This window comes from Nostoc sp. JL33, from assembly GCF_017114985.1.
Classification (GTDB): Bacteria; Cyanobacteriota; Cyanobacteriia; order Cyanobacteriales; family Nostocaceae; genus Nostoc.
Genome location: NZ_JABXKP010000090.1, coordinates 200393 through 220749 on the forward strand (window position 1 = coordinate 200393; position 20357 = coordinate 220749).

The 20357-nt window shown below is 42.6% G+C and carries 18 protein-coding genes; 10 read left to right on the forward strand and 8 right to left on the reverse strand.

Annotated features, from left to right (window positions below; translation table 11 throughout):
* The first annotated feature begins 37 nt into the window (after positions 1 to 37).
* Together HWQ23_RS27345 and HWQ23_RS27350 are read left to right on the forward strand one after the other, a co-directional pair.
* Positions 38 to 1141, forward strand: a complete 1104-nt coding sequence (locus tag HWQ23_RS27345) for a sensor histidine kinase (protein ID WP_375466464.1) — start codon at positions 38 to 40, stop codon at positions 1139 to 1141.
* Positions 1142 to 1243: 102 nt separating this feature from the next.
* On the forward strand, positions 1244 to 1918 hold the full coding sequence (locus HWQ23_RS27350; protein ID WP_335128704.1) for a response regulator transcription factor: 675 nt from the start codon (positions 1244 to 1246) through the stop codon (positions 1916 to 1918).
* A 573-nt stretch (positions 1919 to 2491) separates the two neighbouring features.
* Here the strand turns inward: HWQ23_RS27350 and HWQ23_RS27355 are convergent.
* Both HWQ23_RS27355 and priA read right to left on the reverse strand, forming a co-directional pair.
* Positions 2492 to 4486: a PQQ-dependent sugar dehydrogenase gene (locus tag HWQ23_RS27355; protein ID WP_292835619.1), complete on the reverse strand. Its 1995-nt coding sequence runs from the start codon at positions 4484 to 4486 to the stop codon at positions 2492 to 2494.
* A gap of 684 nt (positions 4487 to 5170) precedes the next feature.
* Entirely contained in the window at positions 5171 to 7738 is a 2568-nt protein-coding gene (gene priA, locus HWQ23_RS27360; protein ID WP_292835621.1) for a primosomal protein N', read from the reverse strand.
* A gap of 800 nt (positions 7739 to 8538) precedes the next feature.
* On the opposite strand from priA, the gene HWQ23_RS27365 reads away from it, so the two are divergent.
* Positions 8539 to 9711, forward strand: a complete 1173-nt coding sequence (locus tag HWQ23_RS27365; RefSeq protein WP_292835624.1) for an RpoD/SigA family RNA polymerase sigma factor — start codon at positions 8539 to 8541, stop codon at positions 9709 to 9711.
* Between the two features lie 71 nt (positions 9712 to 9782).
* Here the strand turns inward: HWQ23_RS27365 and HWQ23_RS27370 are convergent, their stop codons facing one another.
* Positions 9783 to 9965, reverse strand: coding sequence for a hypothetical protein (locus tag HWQ23_RS27370; RefSeq protein ID WP_292835627.1), 183 nt, complete (start codon positions 9963 to 9965; stop codon positions 9783 to 9785).
* Positions 9966 to 10188: 223 nt separating this feature from the next.
* Between HWQ23_RS27370 and HWQ23_RS27375 the strand changes: the two genes are divergently transcribed.
* The 4 genes from HWQ23_RS27375 to speB all read left to right on the forward strand — a co-directional run bounded on the left by HWQ23_RS27375 (position 10189) and on the right by speB (position 14745).
* Positions 10189 to 10683, forward strand: coding sequence for a GNAT family N-acetyltransferase (locus tag HWQ23_RS27375; protein ID WP_292835630.1), 495 nt, complete (start codon positions 10189 to 10191; stop codon positions 10681 to 10683).
* A gap of 463 nt (positions 10684 to 11146) precedes the next feature.
* Positions 11147 to 11482, forward strand: a complete 336-nt coding sequence (gene petJ / locus HWQ23_RS27380) for a cytochrome c6 PetJ (RefSeq protein ID WP_292835685.1) — start codon at positions 11147 to 11149, stop codon at positions 11480 to 11482.
* 491 nt (positions 11483 to 11973) lie between these two features.
* On the forward strand, positions 11974 to 13563 hold the full coding sequence (locus HWQ23_RS27385; RefSeq protein WP_292835633.1) for an FAD-dependent oxidoreductase: 1590 nt from the start codon (positions 11974 to 11976) through the stop codon (positions 13561 to 13563).
* Positions 13564 to 13701: 138 nt separating this feature from the next.
* Positions 13702 to 14745, forward strand: a complete 1044-nt coding sequence (gene speB, locus HWQ23_RS27390; RefSeq protein WP_292835636.1) for an agmatinase SpeB — start codon at positions 13702 to 13704, stop codon at positions 14743 to 14745.
* A 599-nt stretch (positions 14746 to 15344) separates the two neighbouring features.
* Here the strand turns inward: speB and rsmG are convergent.
* Both rsmG and HWQ23_RS27400 read right to left on the reverse strand, forming a co-directional pair.
* A complete protein-coding gene (gene rsmG, locus HWQ23_RS27395) occupies positions 15345 to 16082 on the reverse strand; it encodes a 16S rRNA (guanine(527)-N(7))-methyltransferase RsmG (RefSeq protein ID WP_292835639.1) in 738 nt (245 codons plus the stop codon).
* A 247-nt stretch (positions 16083 to 16329) separates the two neighbouring features.
* Positions 16330 to 17004, reverse strand: coding sequence for an ABC transporter ATP-binding protein (locus HWQ23_RS27400; RefSeq protein ID WP_292835642.1), 675 nt, complete (start codon positions 17002 to 17004; stop codon positions 16330 to 16332).
* A gap of 317 nt (positions 17005 to 17321) precedes the next feature.
* On the opposite strand from HWQ23_RS27400, the gene HWQ23_RS27405 reads away from it, so the two are divergent.
* The 3 genes from HWQ23_RS27405 (at position 17322) to HWQ23_RS27415 (ending at position 19278) form a co-directional block, all read left to right on the forward strand.
* The gene (locus HWQ23_RS27405) at positions 17322 to 18281 is read left to right on the forward strand and encodes a Sll0314/Alr1548 family TPR repeat-containing protein (protein WP_292835645.1); all 960 of its coding nucleotides are present in this window, start codon (positions 17322 to 17324) and stop codon (positions 18279 to 18281) included.
* 104 nt (positions 18282 to 18385) lie between these two features.
* On the forward strand, positions 18386 to 18838 hold the full coding sequence (locus HWQ23_RS27410) for a DUF3531 family protein (protein ID WP_292835649.1): 453 nt from the start codon (positions 18386 to 18388) through the stop codon (positions 18836 to 18838).
* Positions 18839 to 18846: 8 nt separating this feature from the next.
* On the forward strand, positions 18847 to 19278 hold the full coding sequence (locus HWQ23_RS27415; RefSeq protein WP_292835652.1) for an NUDIX hydrolase: 432 nt from the start codon (positions 18847 to 18849) through the stop codon (positions 19276 to 19278).
* Between the two features lie 16 nt (positions 19279 to 19294).
* On the opposite strand, the gene HWQ23_RS27420 is transcribed toward HWQ23_RS27415, so the two are convergent.
* The 3 genes from HWQ23_RS27420 to HWQ23_RS27430 form a co-directional block, all read right to left on the reverse strand.
* A complete protein-coding gene (locus HWQ23_RS27420; RefSeq protein WP_292835655.1) occupies positions 19295 to 19696 on the reverse strand; it encodes a type II toxin-antitoxin system HicB family antitoxin in 402 nt (133 codons plus the stop codon).
* Entirely contained in the window at positions 19662 to 19850 is a 189-nt protein-coding gene (locus HWQ23_RS27425) for a type II toxin-antitoxin system HicA family toxin (RefSeq protein ID WP_292835658.1), read from the reverse strand. The genes HWQ23_RS27420 and HWQ23_RS27425 overlap by 35 nt, the downstream gene beginning before the upstream one ends.
* 157 nt (positions 19851 to 20007) lie before the next feature.
* Positions 20008 to 20226, reverse strand: a complete 219-nt coding sequence (locus HWQ23_RS27430; protein WP_229494754.1) for a hypothetical protein — start codon at positions 20224 to 20226, stop codon at positions 20008 to 20010.
* Positions 20227 to 20357 lie beyond the last annotated feature (131 nt).

Genomic DNA, 20357 nt, shown 5'->3' on the forward strand with positions numbered 1-20357 from the left:
ACAGATTGTACGATCGCGATTTTTTAGTAAATCAGAAATGACGATGTTAAGTCGATTAGTGACTATGAAAGAAGCTATAAGTGAGCGTAGGGAGACATATGGGCTAATAGCGATCACCTTTGCTATCGTGATCACGTTGGAATATTTGACACCATCTGAGTACGTATTTGGCTACCTCTACACAGGGACGATTTTGTTAGCAGATTATCGATTGAATCGGGGAGCAGTATTAGCAGTCACTCTTGCAGCGACAGGATTAACATTATTGAATTTGTTTGTTCCCGGAGGAGAAATGATTCATCCCCCAACGTTGGCAAATAGGTTGATTGCAGTGTTGGCGTTGGTGGTAACGGGTTGGTTAAGCGATCGCAACCACCGCAATGAAGAAGCGATCGCTTATACGCAAGCACAATTACGTTCCCAAGAACAACTAGCTATCATGCGGGAAGATTTTGTTTCTACCCTAACGCATGATTTGAAAACACCCCTATTAGGAGCAATTGAAACGCTGAAATATTTTCAAAATGAGCAATTTGGTGAAATCACGCCAATGCAAGCAAAAGTTCTCCAAACAATGGCTCGTAGTCATCGGAGTACACTACAATTAGTCCAAACGCTTTTAGATGTATACCGCAATGATGCTGAAGGGCTGAAACTACAGATATCACCTGTTAATTTAGTGACAGTGGCGGAGGAGATCATCGCTACCCTGAGTGAACTAGCGAGAACACGTCAGGTTTATATTTCTCTGCACTATGGCGAATCAGATTTTCGCAGCTTTCTCTGGGTAAATGGCGATTCTTTGCAACTTGGGCGAGTCTTCACCAATCTTTTGAGTAATGGTATTAACCATACCCCGCGTGGCGGTAAAGTGGAAGTAGTACTTGAAGGTTATTCTAGCGATCAAGTGGTAAAAATACTTGATACTGGTTCCGGCATTACCGAAGAAGAGTTACCCCACTTATTTGAAAGGTTTTATCAAGGACATAGCGATCGCCACGTCTCAGGATCTGGACTTGGGCTTTATTTGACCAGGCAAATTATAGTTGCTCATCGGGGTACAATTTGGGCAGAGAATCGCTCACCACGGGGCGCACTGTTTGGTTTCCGACTCCCAGCTTGTCCACCACCGGGGAGTTGAGAAATCAATTCACGCATTCACGCATTGAAGAACTCTTGCCTTCTGCTTTCCCAATGACAAATGACCAATAACCAATGACCAATGCCCAATGCCCAATTACTAATGACAAAAATCTTGCTCGTTGAAGATGATGAATTATTTCGGCTTGGTCTGCGGATGCGCTTGCAACAAGAAACTAGTTTGGAGATTGTCGCAGAGGCAGAAGATGGGGAACAAGCTGTAGAATTAGCAAATCGCTATCCCCTGGATTTAGTCTTGCTGGATATAGGTTTACCAGGGATTGGCGGGATTGAGGCTTGTCGCCAAATCAAGCAGAAGCACCCAACTTTACCAATTCTGGTTTTAACGTCTCGTTCTGAAAAACCCTTGATTTCACGGTTAATTGCTGCCGGGGCGCAAGGTTACTGCCTCAAAGGTATTCCTGCTGAGTCTCTAATATTGGCAGTGCGATCGGTTGCAGCAGGGGCTTCTTGGTGGGATCAAACGGCAACAACAGAAATTAGAGCCGCTTTTGAGGGCAATTCTACTGTGTTGCTGCCTGCAAAAACTGAGGAACCCTTAGAAAATCCCTTAACCAAGCGGGAACAAGAAATTTTGGCACTGGTAGCACAGGGCAAAAGCAATCAAGAAATTGCTGAGATTCTCTACATCGCCCCTGGTACAGTGCGGGTTCATGTCCATGCTATTTTACAGAAACTAGAAGTACGCGATCGCACTCAAGCCGCAGTTTTAGCTATTCAAAAAGGATTGGTAGCACCAGAATTATTAATTAATTAGTAGAGATGCAAAATTTCTAAACTATTAGGACTTACGCACTGTACAAATGCATCGCGATCCCAATTAACGATCTTGAGAAAGTTTTCAGGCTTTTCTTAATTATCCAGGACTTACGCAAAATACCTCTCAAACTCTTATTCCTCCGTGTCCCGCCAGTTGCTTCTCCCTACACCTACAGCCCTGCGGGCATCCTACGGCAGGCGCTAGCCACGCGCGTGAGGGAGAAGGAAAGACCCGCAATTTCCAAGTCTTGCTTCACCGCTTTGCGTCTACGATTTTCCGTTACCTGTGCGTAAGTCCTATTATCCTGCGATGCCTACGGCGGTAAACTACGTAAATAGATCATGCTGTGCCCTTACGAAAGATATGGTTTTTAACCTTGCTCCATATTTGGTATTTCTTGTCAATGCGTAAGTCTTAGTTAAAATGAAGGGCTGATAAAGCTTTTGGAAAACTTCGATCTACTGATAAGCTGTTCCACATTTAACTTGCTCCCATTAGGGCGGGCTTTCCGGCCCACCCCACAAGAGTTCTGTTTAATTCGGTTATGCAAATTAGATGTTTTTCAGCTTATTAATGCAGTGGACGCAGAAGTGTAATTTTGCCCATGCCAGTCCCTTCATTGAGTTGCGCCACGTATATATGTCCATTTGTCGGATTCTCAACCAAATCCAATGGACTTGGGTTAAAACCGGTGAAGCCAGTAATACCCGTTTGGAAATCTACAATATTTAATTTTGCGCCACCTGGTGTTAGCACAATGATGTCTTTACCAGCACTGTAGCGTGTCACCAGGAGTTTGCCTTGTAGCTTGCCACCTAAAACATTACTACGGTACTCAATGATACCATTGGGTGAAAAATGCTCTCCGAAATCGAAAGCAATACCCTTCCAATTCCGGTCAGGTAGAGTACCAATGGGATATTCTTTTACCTCACCAGGGTCTGTAGCAGCTGTGGGATTTCCTCCATTCAACACCCACTCACAACGCTTAGAATTGGGGTGTCCATAGTAACCGTTTTTAACAACCCGAAACAGATAATCTCGCTGCGTGCCTATATTCTTGAGGCTAGGTACGGATGGACTGGTATAAGCCCTATTAGTAGCTTTATCGATCCGGTTTTGGCAGGCAAGAGGTAGGGGGATAGGTGTATTTGGCGTATTGCCACCAGCAGCTGAACCATTTGTTGGCACATACAACTGACCATTGGTATGCCAAACCAGATCGTAGCCATTGCGTATACCGCTAGCAAAGATAGTTACAGCTGCTCCCGCCTTAAAGGGATTATAAGTACCTCCATCCTCCGTTTTAACGCTTAAAGGAAGTGAGGTGATCTTGGACAGGTCAACTCGTAATACAGCAGCACTTAATAACCGCTCAGGACGGTTACTCCAGGCATTGTTTGGTGCGCCCGTACTATTATTACTACCCTGCAACACATACAGCACTTTTGGCTGATTAGGCTTAAACTCAATGCTGTTGGTTTGATGATCCCGGCTTGATCGTGGTAAATCAACCACATAGTCTTGTACTGTCTCTAGGTTGGAACCACTCAACCGAGTAATTTTACCACTCCACTCCGGCGCATTAACAGTTCCATTCCAGTAGTAGTTGTTTGTTACCCATAGAATTAGGTTGCTAGCATTTGTTGATGAGGGATCAAAGTGCATACCAATGATAGTTCGGTTACCACCATTTGCAGTCTGCAATGAGGAAATCGTTTGTGGCTTACCCAGAGTGCCATTAGCATTGATCGGGAAGCGCAAAATCTCACCTTGTAAGGTGGCAGCATAGAGTTTATTGTCAGGCCCAATCGATACTGTGGTGTAAGGTTTGGCAGGTACATTCGGTAGTGAGATTTGCTCAAAACTAATATTGCTTAGAGATGGGGCTTTGGTGCCTGTTGTGAAATTGATGCTATAGGGTAAGAATCCAACACCATTGCTATCTTTAACCCCGTCGGTGATTTGTAACAAATATTTGGTATTATTTTTGAGATGATTTATCGGGGATACTACAATCACATCTCCGCCACCCGAAGTGTTGTAATTGGCATCCACTTGTGTATTAGTGCTGCTATCGATCAGCTTGATGGTTGAGGCTGAAAGGGTATTAACCGCAATCCCACTGTTGGGGAGATTTACGTCTGCTGTAATCGAGATATCTGGCGGGACATTTGTCTGACTATCAGTAAGATTGCTCGTTCTGACCGAGGGAAGTTTACCCGGTGCGATCGCAATAGAGTTGAGCTTGGTATTGTTACCACCTTTAGCATCAATTGTCAGCTTGCCGTCGGTAACATTAACAATTCGGGTAACTGTGGTCAACTTTTTGCTTGCCGTTGGTACAAATAAGCTATCTTCACGCACCCAACCAAAGTTCCGAGTATCATTGTAGGCTTGACCAATGTCTTTAATATACTTATACTCAGATGGTACAAGAGCGCTATTTGGTTGAAAACTAATCGTTTGAACAATTGCTAATACCAGTATTTTGGGTTTGATGTTGTAAATCATATATACCTTGCCGTTGTAGTCGTAGTTGATACGTGAGTCGTCTATTGACATTGGCCAAGTATTTGCAATGATTATTCCTGATGATTTTTTACTGGACAGAAACGAAAATGATGACCGCAAGGGTCAGGGAAACCTATTTTGCTCGGTTCTCCGCTCACTCCACTCACCAACGTTAGAGCGCACAGCATTCTGTTCTTGAAGAAGGCAGTCCCAATCAAAAAACTTCACTACCAAGCATAAAAAACGGACTGGAAACTAATATTTATACTCACCACGGGCTAAACCCTAGCTATGGGCTAACAGCACTTTCAAGCTAGAGGGTACAAGGGATGGAATACTGTGTACAGATTATTTACAAATACTTGAAATTACGTAACCCGCCAACTTCTTTTTTAAGGGAACATTCTAAGTCATCAGCTTGCCGCAGTATGATTACGTAAAAAGCAATAAATCTTCAAAATTATCATCGCAACCCTTTAACTTTTGCTGGCATTCATTTTTGTCTGTGCTGCCAATATCTAAGTAATATCATGATTCATCCCGCATTTATGCAACGCCAGAAAAAGATTTTTAGGCGGTGATTGTGTACGCAATTCATAATCAGATAAGGGACTTCCAACAAATAAATTACCCAATATTGTGGGGTGGGCATCTTGCCCGCCCGTATAGAAAGGCGGGCAAGATGCCCACCCCACAAGAAGTAGTTGAGTATTTTTTTATTTGGAAGTCCCTAATTCACATAATATTTAATGGGTCTACATCTATTGTCAAGCTAACAGACGGCGGGCAAAGCGATCGCACTTCTTCCCAATCTGGTAATTGTGGCAATGCATCCGGGGCAAATTTAATCAATATCTGCCAGCGATAACGATTAGCTACTCGTAAAATACTCGCTGGTGCTGGCCCCAATATCTCGAATTGTTCTTCTGTACTCAAGGCTGTAGCAATAATTTGTGCCGTATTCTGCACTTGAATCGGGTCAAGACTACTTAAGCGCAATAAAATTAACCGCCCGTATGGGGGATAATTGAGTGCTTGGCGTTGTTCTAATTCCGCTTGAGAAAAAGACAGATAATCGTGCGATCGCACTGCTGCAATTACTTGATGCTCTGTAGTATAAGTTTGCACAATGACTCTGCCGGGATCGTCGCCTCTACCAGCACGTCCAGCGACTTGAGTCAAGGTTTGAAATGCCCGTTCACTGGCGCGATAATCTGATAAATTTAGCAATCCATCGGCGGCGACAACGCCCACAAGTGTCACCTGGGGTAAATCTAAACCTTTGGTGAGCATTTGCGTACCCACTAATAAATCTGCTTCGCCATTGGCAAATTGTGTGAGTAAGGTACGGTGTGAGCCTTTGTTGCGAGTGGTATCGCTATCAAAACGAATTAAGCGTAACTCTGGGAATTGTCGCGCTAGTTCCTGCGTTACTCGCTGAGTACCGCTACCGAAAAATTTCAGGTAAGGGGAACTACAATCAGGGCAGAATTTGGGATGCGATCGCGCATAGTTACAGTAATGACAACGCAATAATTCTGGCGCTTTTTCTTCGGTGTGGTGATACGCTAACGACACGTCACAGTGCGGACATTCTAAGACATATCCACAACTGCGGCAAGATACAAAAGTACTGTGTCCCCGCCGATGGATAAATAAAATTCCCTGTTGTTTTTTCTCTTGCAACTGTTGCAAAGCTGCTTGCAGCGATCTACTAAATATAGAACGATTTCCCTGCTGCAACTCTTGCCGCATATCGACGATTTCCACCGGCGGTAGAGGCCGGGAATTGATCCGTTCCGGCAAACTTAAGTAATAACTCCTGCCTGCTGACTTCTGATTTCTTTCTTGTCCCCCCTCTCTGCTTGCAAAGAGGGGGCTAGGGGGTGAGGTTCCGACGCTTACCCAACTCTCCAACGAAGGGGTAGCGGAACCCAACACTAAGGGACAATTTTCTAATTCGGCTCGCCACTGGGCGACGGTGCGGGCGTGGTAGGTGGGTATGGGGGAGTCTTGTTTAAAGCTGCTGTCGTGTTCTTCATCTAAAATAATTAAACCCAATTTAGGCAAAGGGGCGAAAACGGCGCTGCGGGTACCAATGACAACTTGGGGTTCTCCTGTGAGCATTTGCCGCCAAGTGTCGTAACGTTCACCATCTGAGAGGGCGCTGTGATAAACGCTGACTTTATTACCAAAACGGGCGCGAAAACGATCAGTTAGCTGGGGTGTGAGTCCAATTTCTGGCACTAAGACAAGCGCGGATTTGCCGACTTTCAAAAGGGGTGCGATCGCTTGTAAATATACTTCTGTTTTTCCCGAACCTGTCACCCCATGCAACAAAATTTGAGCAAATCCATCTAGTGTTTGGATTGTTTCTAGGGCGTTAGCTTGGGCAGTAGTTAAGGATTTAGCACCATCGCCTACTAATGCTGGGCCTGTTTCTGTTCGCAATACTTCCCGTTCTTCGATGACGATGTAACCCTTTTGGGCCAGCGTCTTCAGGATAGAGGAACTAGCATTGCAAATTACGAGTAATTCATTTTGCCACAACTCACCCCCACGCCGCCGTAGTATTTCCAAAATCTCTCGTTGGCGAGTAGTTAAGTCGTGGTCGATTGTACCTGTGAGTGTGACTGCTTTTTGCAGCTTTGGTCGAGTTAGCCGTGGTGGTTCTAAATAGCTTTCTACTAAACCAGATCGCAACAACTCTCGAATCCCCCGATAAGCAGATTTGACTTTTTGTTGGAGGTAGACGAAACTGTAGTCTCCCGCCGGCTGCGCTTGTAAAAGTTCCCAAATTTGCCGCGCAGTTGATGTCAGAAAAGCTGAAGGATTGCCAGATGCAAGTAAATAATTACTCCCCTCCCCTCGGCTTCTAATGACGCGGATACGACGCTGCGATCGCCCCAGCAACCCTGGTGGCAGAGCAACCCGGATTACTTGAATCAGGGGCGTATAGTAATATGCAGCTACTCGATTGAGTAATTCCCAATAAGCACTTGGGAAAAATCCAACGCTGACTATATCTTCTACTTCCCGGATTTTTTCTGGTGGTAAATCGACATTTGGTTGTGTCAGTAACCGAATGGCGATCGCTCCTAATTGTTGTGCCCCAAATGGCACGCTCAAAATATCCCCTGGTTTTATTTCTAACTGGGCTGGCAATCGATAAGTAAATAGTCCTGTACTTCCTGGACAGTCTACCAGTACTTCAACCCACCTATTAAGAGTTCCACCTGACTGGTATGATTCACTCGCTTGTGCCACCACGAAAGGAGATAATTTTATGTCCTTAATATACATACTTGCTGATTTTATAGTTAAATATTTTACTCACATAGCTGGTCAAAATTAACCTAGCTAACTGAACTCTAATTTCTTGCTTTCTTGAATTTAAATAGTATTTCTCAATACTGTTATCCTTCATAATACTTGATAAGTTTCCTCTTATGTAATCTACTAGACAAATTCGTATCAACTATACATGCAATAAATATTTGATGCCCACTATACAAATAAAAGCATGTCGGCTCTTGCTGCAACAGTTGCTCTATCTACTAAATAGGGAGTAGCCTTTTTCCGCCTATCGATAGATATTAAACCCTTTCTGTATATGAGAATATTTTATACAAATAAGAACATCCCGAAATTAACCTGCCATTATTGTAATTTGTATCATCTCGGTAACTTGGAATCGGGAATGCATAACCCTAGCACCAGGTTTTCGATTTATCTACTTACTTCTAACGCCTAAACATTAAAATTATTTAGAAAAATATATGAAAGTTTAAGAACTTGGGATGATTAGCTGAGATTTTTATATTTGTTAAGGTTGAGAAAGTTTGAGGGGGGTTTGACATATTTGATAATTCAGAAAAAAATGAAGAATATATCTGTTGAGAGGCTGAGAAAAAAGTTTTATTGGGTGCCAAGTCCAGTTGAGTTATAGGTTATATCTAACCGTAACCTATAGTGGGTAGGTAGATACTGATTTTTATTACTGAATATCAAATTAGCAGAAGCTTGTATTTCGCTATATAAACGGGTGCATTCGTCCCTTAGGGAAAACTACCAAGCCTCAAACGAGTAGCTGTAACTAAATTATGTACCAAACAAAGCAACAATCCCTAAAGGAAACTATGAATATTGTTGAATTGGGAAAAATGGAAATAGTGGAGAATATTACTGATAGCGAAGAACCATCACTCGAAAGTTTAGATGCAGTAGCAGAAGAAGAGTCTCCAATTGTAGTAGAAAATCCCGAATCAGATGAACGGGATGGAGATGAGATGGCTGCGGCTCGTCCTTCGGGATACAATAAAACCGAACATGATGATGCTGTAGGCGCATTTTTTAAGGAAATGGCGCGTTATCCGCTTCTAAAACCTGATGAAGAGGTAGAGTTAGCCCGGCGAGTCAGGTTTCTAGAAGAAGTTAGGGAATTACAAGCTGCTTTACACTTAAAACTCGGACAAGAACCTAGCAAGCTAGAAGTGGCTTCCGAGCTAGAAATGACGGAAAAGCAATTAGAAAGTCGCTTGTATCAAGGTAGAGTAGCAAAACGCAAAATGATTCGCTCGAACCTGAGATTGGTAGTTTCTATTGCCAAGCGATATCTAAATCGGGGAGTTCCTTTTCTGGATTTAATTCAGGAAGGAGCAATGGGTTTAAATCGCGCTACAGAAAAGTTTGATCCAGATAAAGGATATAAGTTTTCTACTTACGCCTATTGGTGGATTAGACAAGCGATTACCAGAGCTATAGCTAATGATGCGCGGACAATCCGGCTACCTATTCATATTGTTGAAAAGCTTAACAAGCTGAAAAAAGCACAACGGGAACTCAAACAAAAACTCTGTCGTAATCCCACTGAAGCTGAAATGGCAGAAGTTTTGGAAGTTAGTGTGCAACAACTACGCCAGCTACAACAGCTACGGCGTCAAGCACTTTCTCTCAACCACCGCGTCGGTAAAGAAGAAGACACGGAATTGATGGATTTGCTAGAAGATGAAGATAACCTGTCTCCAGAAGCAAAAATGAATGAAAACATGATGCGTCAGGAGATTTGGGAAGTCTTGGGTGACGTGTTAACTCCACGGGAGAAAGATGTGATTTCTCTGCGCTATGGTTTGACAACCAGCGAACCCTGTACCTTAGAAGAAGTTGGCAACATGTTCAATCTTTCTCGTGAGCGAGTGCGACAAATTCAAAGCAAAGCCATGCGGAAATTGCGGCGTCCACACATAGCTAAACGTTTAAAAGGTTGGTTGATTTAATTACATTCATAAAAATAGACCTGATCTAATTAGCTCTACTAACGAACATGGATGAAATAAAGTCCAAAACTTTAAATTTCATCGGGGAGCCAGTGCGTTGTGGTGTTAGCGTAGCGGTAGCGACGTAGGAGCGTCGGCAGTCGCTCAGAGGGGGTTTTCACGCCACTTGACGCCAGTCCGCCTAAGTCGGGAGACCCGAAAGAGCGGCTGGCTCCTTTAAGCCTGTTAACCCGTCCAACGCAGTGGCTCCCCATGAGGAACTGCCGTTAGCGTCACAAAGAGCGAGTCATGTCTACAGACACGCTACTCGCGTTCGAGCCTCACCCGTACCCCTACACATACAAGCAAGCTAGCAAGAGCGTCTGCGACAGGAGAAGGGCGTTTTGTACCTTTTTTCGGCTTTTGTTTAGTCATTACTCAAAAAAATTTGCACAGTTGCCTATAGACTATGGACTATGAACTATGGACTATAGACTAATGACTTCGCGTAGCAATTTGATTGTGCGTTTTGCTGAACCAGCTGATTACAGCGTACTGTTTAAATTAATTCAGGCGCTTGCAGAGTATGAAAAATTATCTCACGCTATTACTGGCAATGCTCTAGCACTTAAAGAGCATTTATTTGGTTCGCGGAGGTATGTAGGGGCAATCTTAGCAGAATCTGCGGGTCAAGCTGTTGGTTTTGCCCTATTTTTTCATAATTATTCAACATTTCTGACTAAGCCAGGAATTTATCTGGAAGATTTATTTGTTTTACCAGAATATCGCAGGCAAGGTATTGGTAAGGCTCTGCTTACTAAAGTAGCCCAGATAGCTGTAGAACGTGATTGTGGGCGCTTAGAGTGGAGTGTGTTGGATTGGAACGAATCAGCCCAAGCATTCTACCGTAGTATGGGAGCATCTATATTAGGTGATTGGCGAATTTGTCGTGTTACAGAAGATGTGCTTATTCAGTTAGGGGCTGTCAACTAAAGAACAAAGGATGAAACGAGACAATTTTTATCTAGAATATTTCATCCTTAAGTTTTTATAATTTATTGGTTGTAAAGCATTCAAACTTATATAGCAATTCTGAATCATTTCTAAGAAATAAGATCCCCGACTTCGTAAAAGTTGTCGGGGATCTGGGGCTTGCAATTCTCACAAATAAAATAGGATTGCTATATATAAAGAAAGTATTTTAATCATCAGTTTAGATGTATACTCCTGCAAAGAAACAAGCTACGTGTAGCATCCCGCAAGGAACGTAGAGAAGCACCTTGTCGTCAAATATCGCTCTGTACTAACAACCGTAAATCTAAAACCTCGAATATTCAAAATTAAAAAAATTTTCCGGCGAAGTTTGACAGCTTGTCATTTGACTATGGCAACGCCTCAACTGACAATTATGGAGGATATTGCACCGAATAAGCCGTTATTGCACAGGGAACACGAAATGAAAAAAATTATTACAGTGATGCTGTTAGGCATAGCAATCTTCACCTTTGCCTTCAGTAGTCCAGTATTGGCAGCAGATGCTGTTAGTGGAGCTAAAGTATTTAGTGCCAATTGTGCTTCTTGTCACGCCGGAGGTAAGAATCTGGTTCAAGCTAACAAAAACCTGAAGAAAGATGCTTTGGAAAAGTATGGTTTGTACTCAGAAGAGGCGATTATTGCTCAGGTTACAAAAGGTAAAAATGCCATGCCCGCCTTCGGCAGTCGTTTGAAACCTAACCAAATTGAAGATGTAGCGGCTTATGTGCTTTCACAAGCAGATAAGGAGTGGAAGTAGACTAAAATCTAACTTCAAGAATTAACAATTCGCGGGGCTTTTTGTCCCGCGAATTTTAGAGTTGGCGTCAAGGTTTTGAAACCCACGGAGGTGGCTTTTGCCTTGTGTAGACGAGCCAGTGCGTTGGGCGGCTCCGCCGACTTGTTCGCGCAGCGTCTCCCCTTCTCCCAAAGGGAGAGGCTAGCGCCAAGGGAGAAGCACCTGGCGTGCCGTTTCTAGCCGCACTTTTATTTTAACCTTAAGTTGACAGCAATAAGCAATGTTCTGTACCAACGTATTTGTATCATTATTAAAGTGAAACGGCTTAGATAAGAGCAATAAATTTTGAAGCGAGATTGAACCCAAGCTGGTGTTTTAGATAAAAGTCTGATCGCGGCAAAATATTTAACTTGTTGCATTTCATTTTAATATTATTGTGTCATAGTATCTTAGTTGATAGCTAATAGCTTTCCACATTGCCGAGCTTCTATCCAAGATTTCTGTGTATAAATATGCTAGAAACTAAATCAAGTCCTGATACACATACAGACACATCAATCAAAGCTGATACCTTGACTGGCTCTGTTGTCTTTTCTTCTCCTCCTGAAGAAATCTACGATGTTGTAGTGGTTGGCGCTGGGCCTATTGGGTTAGCAACTGCTATTGGCTTACGTAAACGTGGTATTGAAAATGTCCTTGTCATCGATCAAACTCGCGCCTTTCGTCAAGTTGGTCAGGGTTTGGATCTTCTCCCAAATGGATTAAAAGCTCTCAAATATTTAGATCCTAACGCCTACGAAGAAGTCAAAAAAGCTGGACTTGGTTTATTGAATCCCCAGCAGTCTAATGGCCAGAAAACTGTCGAACCTACTCAAGAGCAACAACCTCCAAAGACTTCACCCCAATGGGTTTACAAAAATTTACAGGGGCAGATAATTCGGTCAATTTCGCTTAGTTTTGACGACTGGTTTAAAGATTATGGCGAGGGTCGAGTGTCAATTTCTTGGTACAATTTGCAGACAACCCTTAGACAGCTACTTCCCCAAGACCGAGTTAAAGCTAATCACCGTTGTATTAATGTTGTGAATGAGCCGGAAAACGGTTGTGTCCGCATAGATTGCTTATCTGACACGGAAGCCAACCCCTATGCTTATTGGACAGATGGGCAGAAACAGAATGACACGCAGCCCCACAAATCGGATGCTGTCCCCCAAGAATTAGCAACAAAATCGATTCGAGCTAAACTAATTGTTGCAGCAGATGGGATTAATTCTACAGTTCGTAGACTGCTTTACACAGATAGTCAATACCATGATTTTGCCAGAGCTGAATACTCTGGGTTTGCAGCTATATTTTGTAGAGAAATAGCCGACATAAAAACCGAACTGTGGACGAAATTAGAAGAATATTTCTTTGAAGACTCACCACTTGTAACAATCACTAATGATCAAATATCTGGAAATTCTGTTTGTATAAATAACATCAAGATGATTTTATTTCGCAGACCAATTGGTGAACTAGGGTACGTGATACATCTTGCTTTGCCTTTAGACTTGTTACAAGAAAAGTCTGAAAGCTCTTTAATTGACTTAGCTCTCCAGGAGTTGCAGAAGGCAAGCTTTCCGGATGCACTTAAGCAATTAGTACGTATATCTCCTCCTGCCAACATGCAGCAACGCCCATACTATATTCACCGCGCTACTATTTCAGATTCTGTAGAAGTTCCTAGCACAATTGACCCCAATACTGAAGCTGATCCTGTCAAAATTCCACCAGCCTGGAGTGTAGGGCGAATCGTATTAGTTGGCGATGCCGCACATGGAATGCCCCCCTTTATGGCTCAAGGAGCTAATCAAGGATTTGAAGATGCACTCTTGATTGCAACATTAATCGCTAAAATTGCCGAGGAGAATAACTGGGATGATCCGCAAGCTATAGCCAAAGCCTTCGAGAAATATGAGTGTCTTCGTCGCCCATTGATGGCATACGTCCAAGAGGCAACATTAAAACCGTCACCCTACTCCTCAGACACAGAGCGGCAAGAATATGCCCAACAAGTGTATAGTCGCAATTTCGATCAATTGATAGAGGGGCTGTTGTAGATACATACACCAGAAGTCAGGAGTCTGGAGTTGTGTATTTGGAAGATAGTACTTTACCGCCTGTGAAAAATTTTTATTACAATGCAGGTGTCCACTAGGCGGCGTGCTGTCTATCCACGTAAATCCAGAAGATACTCAATGAGTAATCAACTACAAGACTACAATCCCAGCGGCGTAGGTGAAGTAAATGGCAACCTCTTAGGTTTGCCCTGCGATTATGAGTCTGCAAACCTGATTGTCTTTGGTGTGCCGTGGGAAGTCACCGTTTCCTATGGCGCAGGCACTGCTAATGGCCCAAAGCGAATTCTCGATGCTTCAACTCAACTGGATTTGTTCGATTTTGATAACCCTGATGGTTGGAAGCAGGGAATTTTCATGGTGGAAATTCCCCAAGATATTGTAGAGAAGAACACATACTATCGCACCTTGGCAGCAAAAATTATTGAGCGATTAGCCCAAGGTAAACAACTCTCAGATACACCAGATTTAACACCTGTGCTGACAGAAATTAATCAGGCTTGTCAACAACTTAATCAATGGCTGTTTGAAAATTGTCAAGAAGCAATTAATAATGGTAAACGAGTTGCAGTCATTGGTGGGGATCACAGTTCGCCGTTAGGTTATTTCCAAGCATTAGCAGCTAAATACACAAACTATGGTATTTTGCACATTGATGCCCACGCAGATTTACGCGATGCCTATGAGGGATTCGAGTTTTCCCATGCGTCTATTATGTTTAATGCGATGAAAATACCGCAAATTTCCAAGCTGGTGCAGGTCGCTTTGCGTGATATTAGTCATGATGAAGTGCAAATGATCGACCAATCTAGCGATCGCATTATTGCTTATTATGACCCAGCTATTAAGCAAAAGCTTTACTCTGGAACAACTTGGATTGATTTGTGCCGAGAAATTATCAGTCATTTACCTGAGTATGTTTACATTAGCTTTGATGCAGATGGTTTAGATCCAAAACTCTGTCCGAGTACAGGTACTCCAGTTCCAGGTGGGTTGGAATTAGAGCAAACTTTTTGTCTGTTCCGGGAATTGGTCAATAGTGGCAGAAAAATTATTGGCTTTGATATCTGCGAAGTCGGTGATGGGGAGTGGGATGGTAATGTTGGAGCGCGGGTAGTTTACAAGCTGGCGAATTTGATGGATTTGTCTTGGCAGAAAATATAAAGGATAAAATTTTGCCAGAGTGGCAATAATACTGAACTCAAGGCGATGACAACAGCAATTCCTCCGTCTCTAACCCTCGAAGAGTTCCTTTCAATTTTAACACAAAGCCATGCTCAATCTGGAGCGACTAACTCATGACTATAAGTCACGAGTGTGCGGCTTGTAGAAATCAAATTGTATTGAGGCAATGTGCGATCCAAACTCCTACGTGTCTACCCTTGATCTCAAGTCTTGTCGTTACCCACATTTTTGTAACAGTCAGAATGTCGCGCAGACAGGCAATCCCGCCCAGAACTGAAGTTCGGGGCTAATAGCTCAAGTCCACTAAGCGTGGACTGAAATTTTCGTTTTTATAGAGTATAGCTATCTACATCGCTTAAAATCTTGTATTTAGTCCTCTTCAGAGGACTTTAGCTATAAGAGAGGGAATTTATTCCAAGGCGGGATGGGAACAAAGCGAAAAATTTAGAAAAATGTTGGTAATGACAAGCCGTTGCGCGTCTACGCTTCACCTCAAAGCCTCACCATTCCACCTCTGAACTCGAAAGTGGCTAATTTATACTTTCACTAAGCAACGCCCTTTTTCTCAGACTCTTCCCTCAAAGCGGTTTTTGAGAAGGTACACCTACAGCACGGGGAAAATTAGCTGGTGTGTTTGCTACCTTACGCAGATAAAGGCAATGACGGATGCTATCACTTAGAGGAGTGGTAAATTTTTCAATTAATTCAATCACGCCACCTAGCTGATTAACCGTATTTTGCAAAACTGTGGTTTCTTCCTCTGTCCAATTACCACGATAAATTATGGCTAAACCACTTCGTTTAAGTAGTGGTAGGGCATATTCTGCACAAACAGAAGCTGTCCCAACAGCGCGGATCAAGGCAATATCATAAGCTTGTCGGTGCTGGGGTTGCTGACCGATTTCTTCAGCCCTACCAACGAGAGTTTTAGCATTAATAAGGGCAAGTTCAGTTAATATATTGTCAATAAAAGTAATTTTTTTCCGGGTTGAATCCATCAGAGTAATTTTGCAATTAGGTGCAGTAATTGCCACTAGAACACCCGGAAAACCTGCACCCGTGCCAATATCAATCACAGATGCAGCTTCTTGAAGAGACGGGATAAATTGCCCCTGTGGCGCAATTCCTCGCAAAGAATCCCACAGATGTTTTTCCCAAAACTCTTGGGGGTCAGTGATCCGAGTTAAATTTAGTTGGCGATTACCTTCTAGAATTAACTCATAAAGCCTTTGGAATTGCGCTTGCTGTTGGGCTGTTGGTTGCCAATTGAGAGTTTGCTGCCAGATTTCGGCCATCTTAGGCAATAAGTTTGTCATTGGGCATTAGTCATTAGGTGATTTCTGATTAAAAAAATACCATGTTGACGAGTTTCGACTTCGCTCAACTCTCGGCCACTCAGTTGGTTGAGCGAAGTCGAAACCAACGGCTATGGTAAATTTATTACTGGAATTCACCTTAGTCATTAGTCATTAGTCATTAGTCATTGGGCATTGGGCATTGGACATTAGTTATTCTTTCTTCCCCTACTCCCTACTCCCCACTCCCTACTCCCCACTCCCCCTTTTATACTGCTGGTAGAGGTTCTTTAACTTTGGCTTCTAGTGTCTTTGGGTCTACTGATTCTAGTTCACCGTGGTTGAGTGTCCAGCAACGGTCTGCGATCGCTAAGAGATCCCCAGCATCGTGTGTCACTACCAACAGTGTCCAATCTTGTTTCAGTTTCGCTAATAAATTTACCAGTTGCCGACGCATTGACCAATCTAACCCAGCTGTGGGTTCATCCAATAACAATAAATTTGGCTGGCGAATTAATTGTACTGCCAAAGCTAAACGTCGTTGCTGACCACCACTCAAAGCATGGGGGGCAGCGGAAAGTGATAAATGCTCTAATCCCACCTCACTCAGCGCCTGTCTGACTCGTTCTGACCCTAACTCAGGATGTCCTAAACGCAATTCTTCTAAAATCGAACCACCACAAAAGTGCCGCTCTGGAAACTGAAATACCAACCCAGCCAATTGTTGTAGCTGTTCGGCTATAAGTTCTTGTTCCCGCCAGAAGAGTGCGCCGCTAGTGGGTTCGGCTAGCCCCGACAAAATTTCTAGTAAGGTACTTTTTCCCGAACCACTCGCGCCAATAATCAGACCTAGCTGCTGGGGTGCTAATTCCAAGTTGATCGATTTGAGAATCGCTGTTGGGCACGCTGTGGGGTGATAAATTAGATTTCGGAGATAGAGCATTTGTTAAGATTACCAAAAAGTCGGCAAATTACTGATTAGCTACACTGAGAGTATCTGGAAAATTCTGGAAAATTTCTAGCGCATTACCTGGATTAACACCTTAATTTAGCAGCAACAATCATCCATTTTTTCTCTATTGTGGCAGACTCACCCTTAAACAATCGCTATAACAAGCCTGGGAACATCGAAAAATTACCAAAGTCAACCTTTTATATAAGAAAATTTTGGTTGAAGCACAGGCAAGTTAAAATTAACCGTTTTTTGCATTCTAAGTAACACATACAACTATTTCAACCGCAATTATTCTGAGGGTTAAAATGACTAAAAGGTTTTCTTCGCCTCGATTAGTAGTGTCTGCTAGACTGACTACCCTTGCTCAGACTGCTTTTGCGACTGTGTTCGCCTTTGGCGTTGCCCCTTGGGCAATCGCACTTAATTTCTGGGTAAATCCCTCCTTGGCTGGCGATCCGTTTCGCAATAACAAACCTCATCAAATTGGCGACCAAACAGAAGCAGCTTTTAAAGCGATTTTCCAACAGGGCAACTATCCCGCCGCCGAGCGTTATCTGGAACAAGCACTATCCAAAGAGCCAAATGAACCTCTAGCTTATGCCATCAAGGCATCTTTAGCATACGGAAATAAGGATTGGGCTAAACTCGACACCTACAGCCAGAAAACTTTAGAAACCGCACAAAAACTGATTCCTAGCGATCCATTACGTGGTAATTTATACACTGCTGTTGGTCATTTTTTAGAGGGTGCAGTAGTTATCAGCCGTGAGGGTACAGTCAACGGTGTGCCGCAAGCCTTTAGTCGGCTGCGACAAGTTTATGAATATTTAGACAAGGCTGAGGCAATTTCTGCCAACGATCCAGAACTCAATTTAATCAAGGGTTATATGGATTTATTATTGGCGGTTAATTTGCCTTTTGCTAGCCCAGATCAGGCAATTGGAGGGTTAGAACAAAATGCTGCTCCTCGCTATCTAGTGGATCGGGGTATTGCTCTTGCTTACCGGGATTTAAAAAGGTATCCACAGGCACTAGAGTATGTCAACCGGGCGATCAAAACTACATCTGATAATCCAGAAATTTATTATCTCAAAGCCCAAATCCTCAAAGAACTGGGGCAAAAAGAAAAAAACCAGCAGTTGTTCCAGGAAGCGATCGCTAATTTTGACAAGGCATTGACTAAAAAATCCCAACTCCCAGGCGATTTAGTCAAACAAATTGAGCATGAACGCAAAAATGCTATTAGCCTAAACAATCCTAGATAATTGGGCATAAGGCAGGCGGGAAATAATAACTCCTAACTCCTAACTCCTAACTCCCTACTTTGATATGCTTATTTTCAGAAGAGTAATTGAGATACTAGACCAAAATGGAGATTCAGTTCCGCGAAATTAATCCTTTTGATATGTGGATTTGGCTAAAATTCAGCACAAATCCTTCTGCGCGTGAAAAGCAATATGTAGAAGAAGTTTTCAATTCCTGGTTTTATTTGGGTAAATTGGGTGCATTTAATGCAGAGAATCTTCAGGTGCAGGACACTGGACTCGATATCAGCTACATGAATTATGATGAACAAGGATATGACAAAAGCCTACTAGCACTGATGCACAACATCGGTGAGTTTGAATATCAGGGTCAATGGGGGCGTTGTTGGTTTGACTTAGGAACCAGTGATGCGATCGCTCTGGATATTTTAATCAACGCCCTCAGCCAGCTAAGTCAGGAATATGTCACCATTGAAGAATTGTACATCGGTGGCGAAAATACAGATTGGCCTATTGAGGATAGCGAAAGTCGTCCTCAGTCTATTTACGATAATTAGTTATAAAAATGAATAAAGCAGGCGAAATTCGGGTAATAGCCTTGGGGCTAATTCGGGATGGCGAACGCATATTTCTTTCTGAAGGCTACGATCCCGTCAAGCAAGAAACATTTTATCGTGCTTTAGGCGGTGGTGTTGAATTTGGCGAAACCAGTCGCATTGCCTTAGAACGCGAGTTTCAAGAGGAAATTCAGGCAGACTTAACGAATATTAAATATTTAGGTTGTATAGAGAACCTGTTTACATTTAATGGTAGGCAAGGTCATGAAATTATTCAGCTTTATCAATGTGACTTTGCTGATTCCAAATTCTATCAACTGGAAAGTTTAGTTTTTTCAGAATCACAAACTCATAAACATAGAGCGTTATGGATAGATATCTCTCGCTTGAAATCTGGGGAATTCCGATTAGTACCTGAAGTATTTTTTGAATATTTATAAATCATCTAGAAATTTACTAAGATTGCTTTGCTGTTAATGATGCTCCCGCACTCAGCAAAGACAGAATATACTGGTTGAGACTAACGCCTTCTTGTTCAGAAGTCTCAGCTAGATGTCGATGTAAAGATTTAGGTATCCGTACTAGTAGTTTACCGCTATAGCTATTATTACTAATTGGTAAGGGAATATTATCGTCGGCTTCATAAGCTGTCTCAATCCATAATTCCCGCGCCTCATTGAGATTTGCCATTGTCTCTTCAAGGGTTTCACCTTGGGTAAGACATCCAGGTAAATCTTTAATTTCAGCTACGTAACCTCCCTCTGGATCGGGATAAAGTGTTACAGAGTACTGAAGATTTAAATAATATTCTAAGGACGGCTTCTCAATCTGCTGGTTCTTCTGGTTCAGTGTCTTCATCAATCCACTCTTCTAAATTTAATAGTTCAACTATTTGCTGTATATAAACTCCTTTAACTTTTTGTCCTCCTGTTTTGGGTAGAGTGATGGTTTTACCTTGGGAGTTTCGGAAGCTATGATGGCTACCCTTAGACCTTTTCTCTTCAAAGCCCAAAAGCTTCCAATAGATAGTAAACTTCCTGAAACCGCACTTCTGGAGGTCGCTTTAGGAACTGATCTACTAATTTTCTTAATTTACTCTTTGAAAGATGATACTATATATAGTATCAAATTTTTGAGATAAAAAAGCGATCGCTCTAATTAACAGCAATCTACGTTAATTCTGCTTTAGATTTTGCCACCCTTCTTGCACGGTATTCAGCCATTGCCTCGGCTGCAAGTTTGGCAAGTATGTCTGGAGAACGGGCAAAAGCTTCATCCCAAAATTGTTCATCTTCTAGTTCTGCCAAAATCATCGCTGCTATCGCATCTTGTTCATTGGCAGGTAAATTTTTTAGTTTAGCGATCGCTTGTTCAAGTAACTCTGTCATGGCTGTGAATCGTTACGAAAGTCATACTATAAATTATCTCTGCTTACACTCTGTTGGGTGCGATCGCTTGTAGTACTTAGGGTTTGCTGAAAAAGTAGTAAAAAAGTAAGAGGAGGGTTGACTAGTAGTCT

Coding starts and splice junctions, on each gene's coding strand:
- rsmG (WP_292835639.1), bottom strand. CDS start 16,082: ATGACAAACTTATTGCCTAAGATGGCCGAAATCTGGCAGCAAACTCTC.
- HWQ23_RS27350 (WP_335128704.1), top strand. CDS start 1,244: ATGACAAAAATCTTGCTCGTTGAAGATGATGAATTATTTCGGCTTGGT.
- speB (WP_292835636.1), top strand. CDS start 13,702: ATGAGTAATCAACTACAAGACTACAATCCCAGCGGCGTAGGTGAAGTA.
- HWQ23_RS27355 (WP_292835619.1), bottom strand. CDS start 4,486: ATGTCAATAGACGACTCACGTATCAACTACGACTACAACGGCAAGGTA.
- HWQ23_RS27400 (WP_292835642.1), bottom strand. CDS start 17,004: ATGCTCTATCTCCGAAATCTAATTTATCACCCCACAGCGTGCCCAACA.
- HWQ23_RS27405 (WP_292835645.1), top strand. CDS start 17,322: ATGACTAAAAGGTTTTCTTCGCCTCGATTAGTAGTGTCTGCTAGACTG.
- HWQ23_RS27345 (WP_375466464.1), top strand. CDS start 38: ATGACGATGTTAAGTCGATTAGTGACTATGAAAGAAGCTATAAGTGAG.
- HWQ23_RS27410 (WP_292835649.1), top strand. CDS start 18,386: ATGGAGATTCAGTTCCGCGAAATTAATCCTTTTGATATGTGGATTTGG.
- priA (WP_292835621.1), bottom strand. CDS start 7,738: ATGTATATTAAGGACATAAAATTATCTCCTTTCGTGGTGGCACAAGCG.
- HWQ23_RS27375 (WP_292835630.1), top strand. CDS start 10,189: ATGACTTCGCGTAGCAATTTGATTGTGCGTTTTGCTGAACCAGCTGAT.
- HWQ23_RS27370 (WP_292835627.1), bottom strand. CDS start 9,965: ATGGGGAGCCACTGCGTTGGACGGGTTAACAGGCTTAAAGGAGCCAGC.
- HWQ23_RS27365 (WP_292835624.1), top strand. CDS start 8,539: ATGTACCAAACAAAGCAACAATCCCTAAAGGAAACTATGAATATTGTT.
- HWQ23_RS27415 (WP_292835652.1), top strand. CDS start 18,847: ATGAATAAAGCAGGCGAAATTCGGGTAATAGCCTTGGGGCTAATTCGG.
- HWQ23_RS27385 (WP_292835633.1), top strand. CDS start 11,974: ATGCTAGAAACTAAATCAAGTCCTGATACACATACAGACACATCAATC.
- petJ (WP_292835685.1), top strand. CDS start 11,147: ATGAAAAAAATTATTACAGTGATGCTGTTAGGCATAGCAATCTTCACC.
- HWQ23_RS27420 (WP_292835655.1), bottom strand. CDS start 19,696: ATGAAGACACTGAACCAGAAGAACCAGCAGATTGAGAAGCCGTCCTTA.
- HWQ23_RS27430 (WP_229494754.1), bottom strand. CDS start 20,226: ATGACAGAGTTACTTGAACAAGCGATCGCTAAACTAAAAAATTTACCT.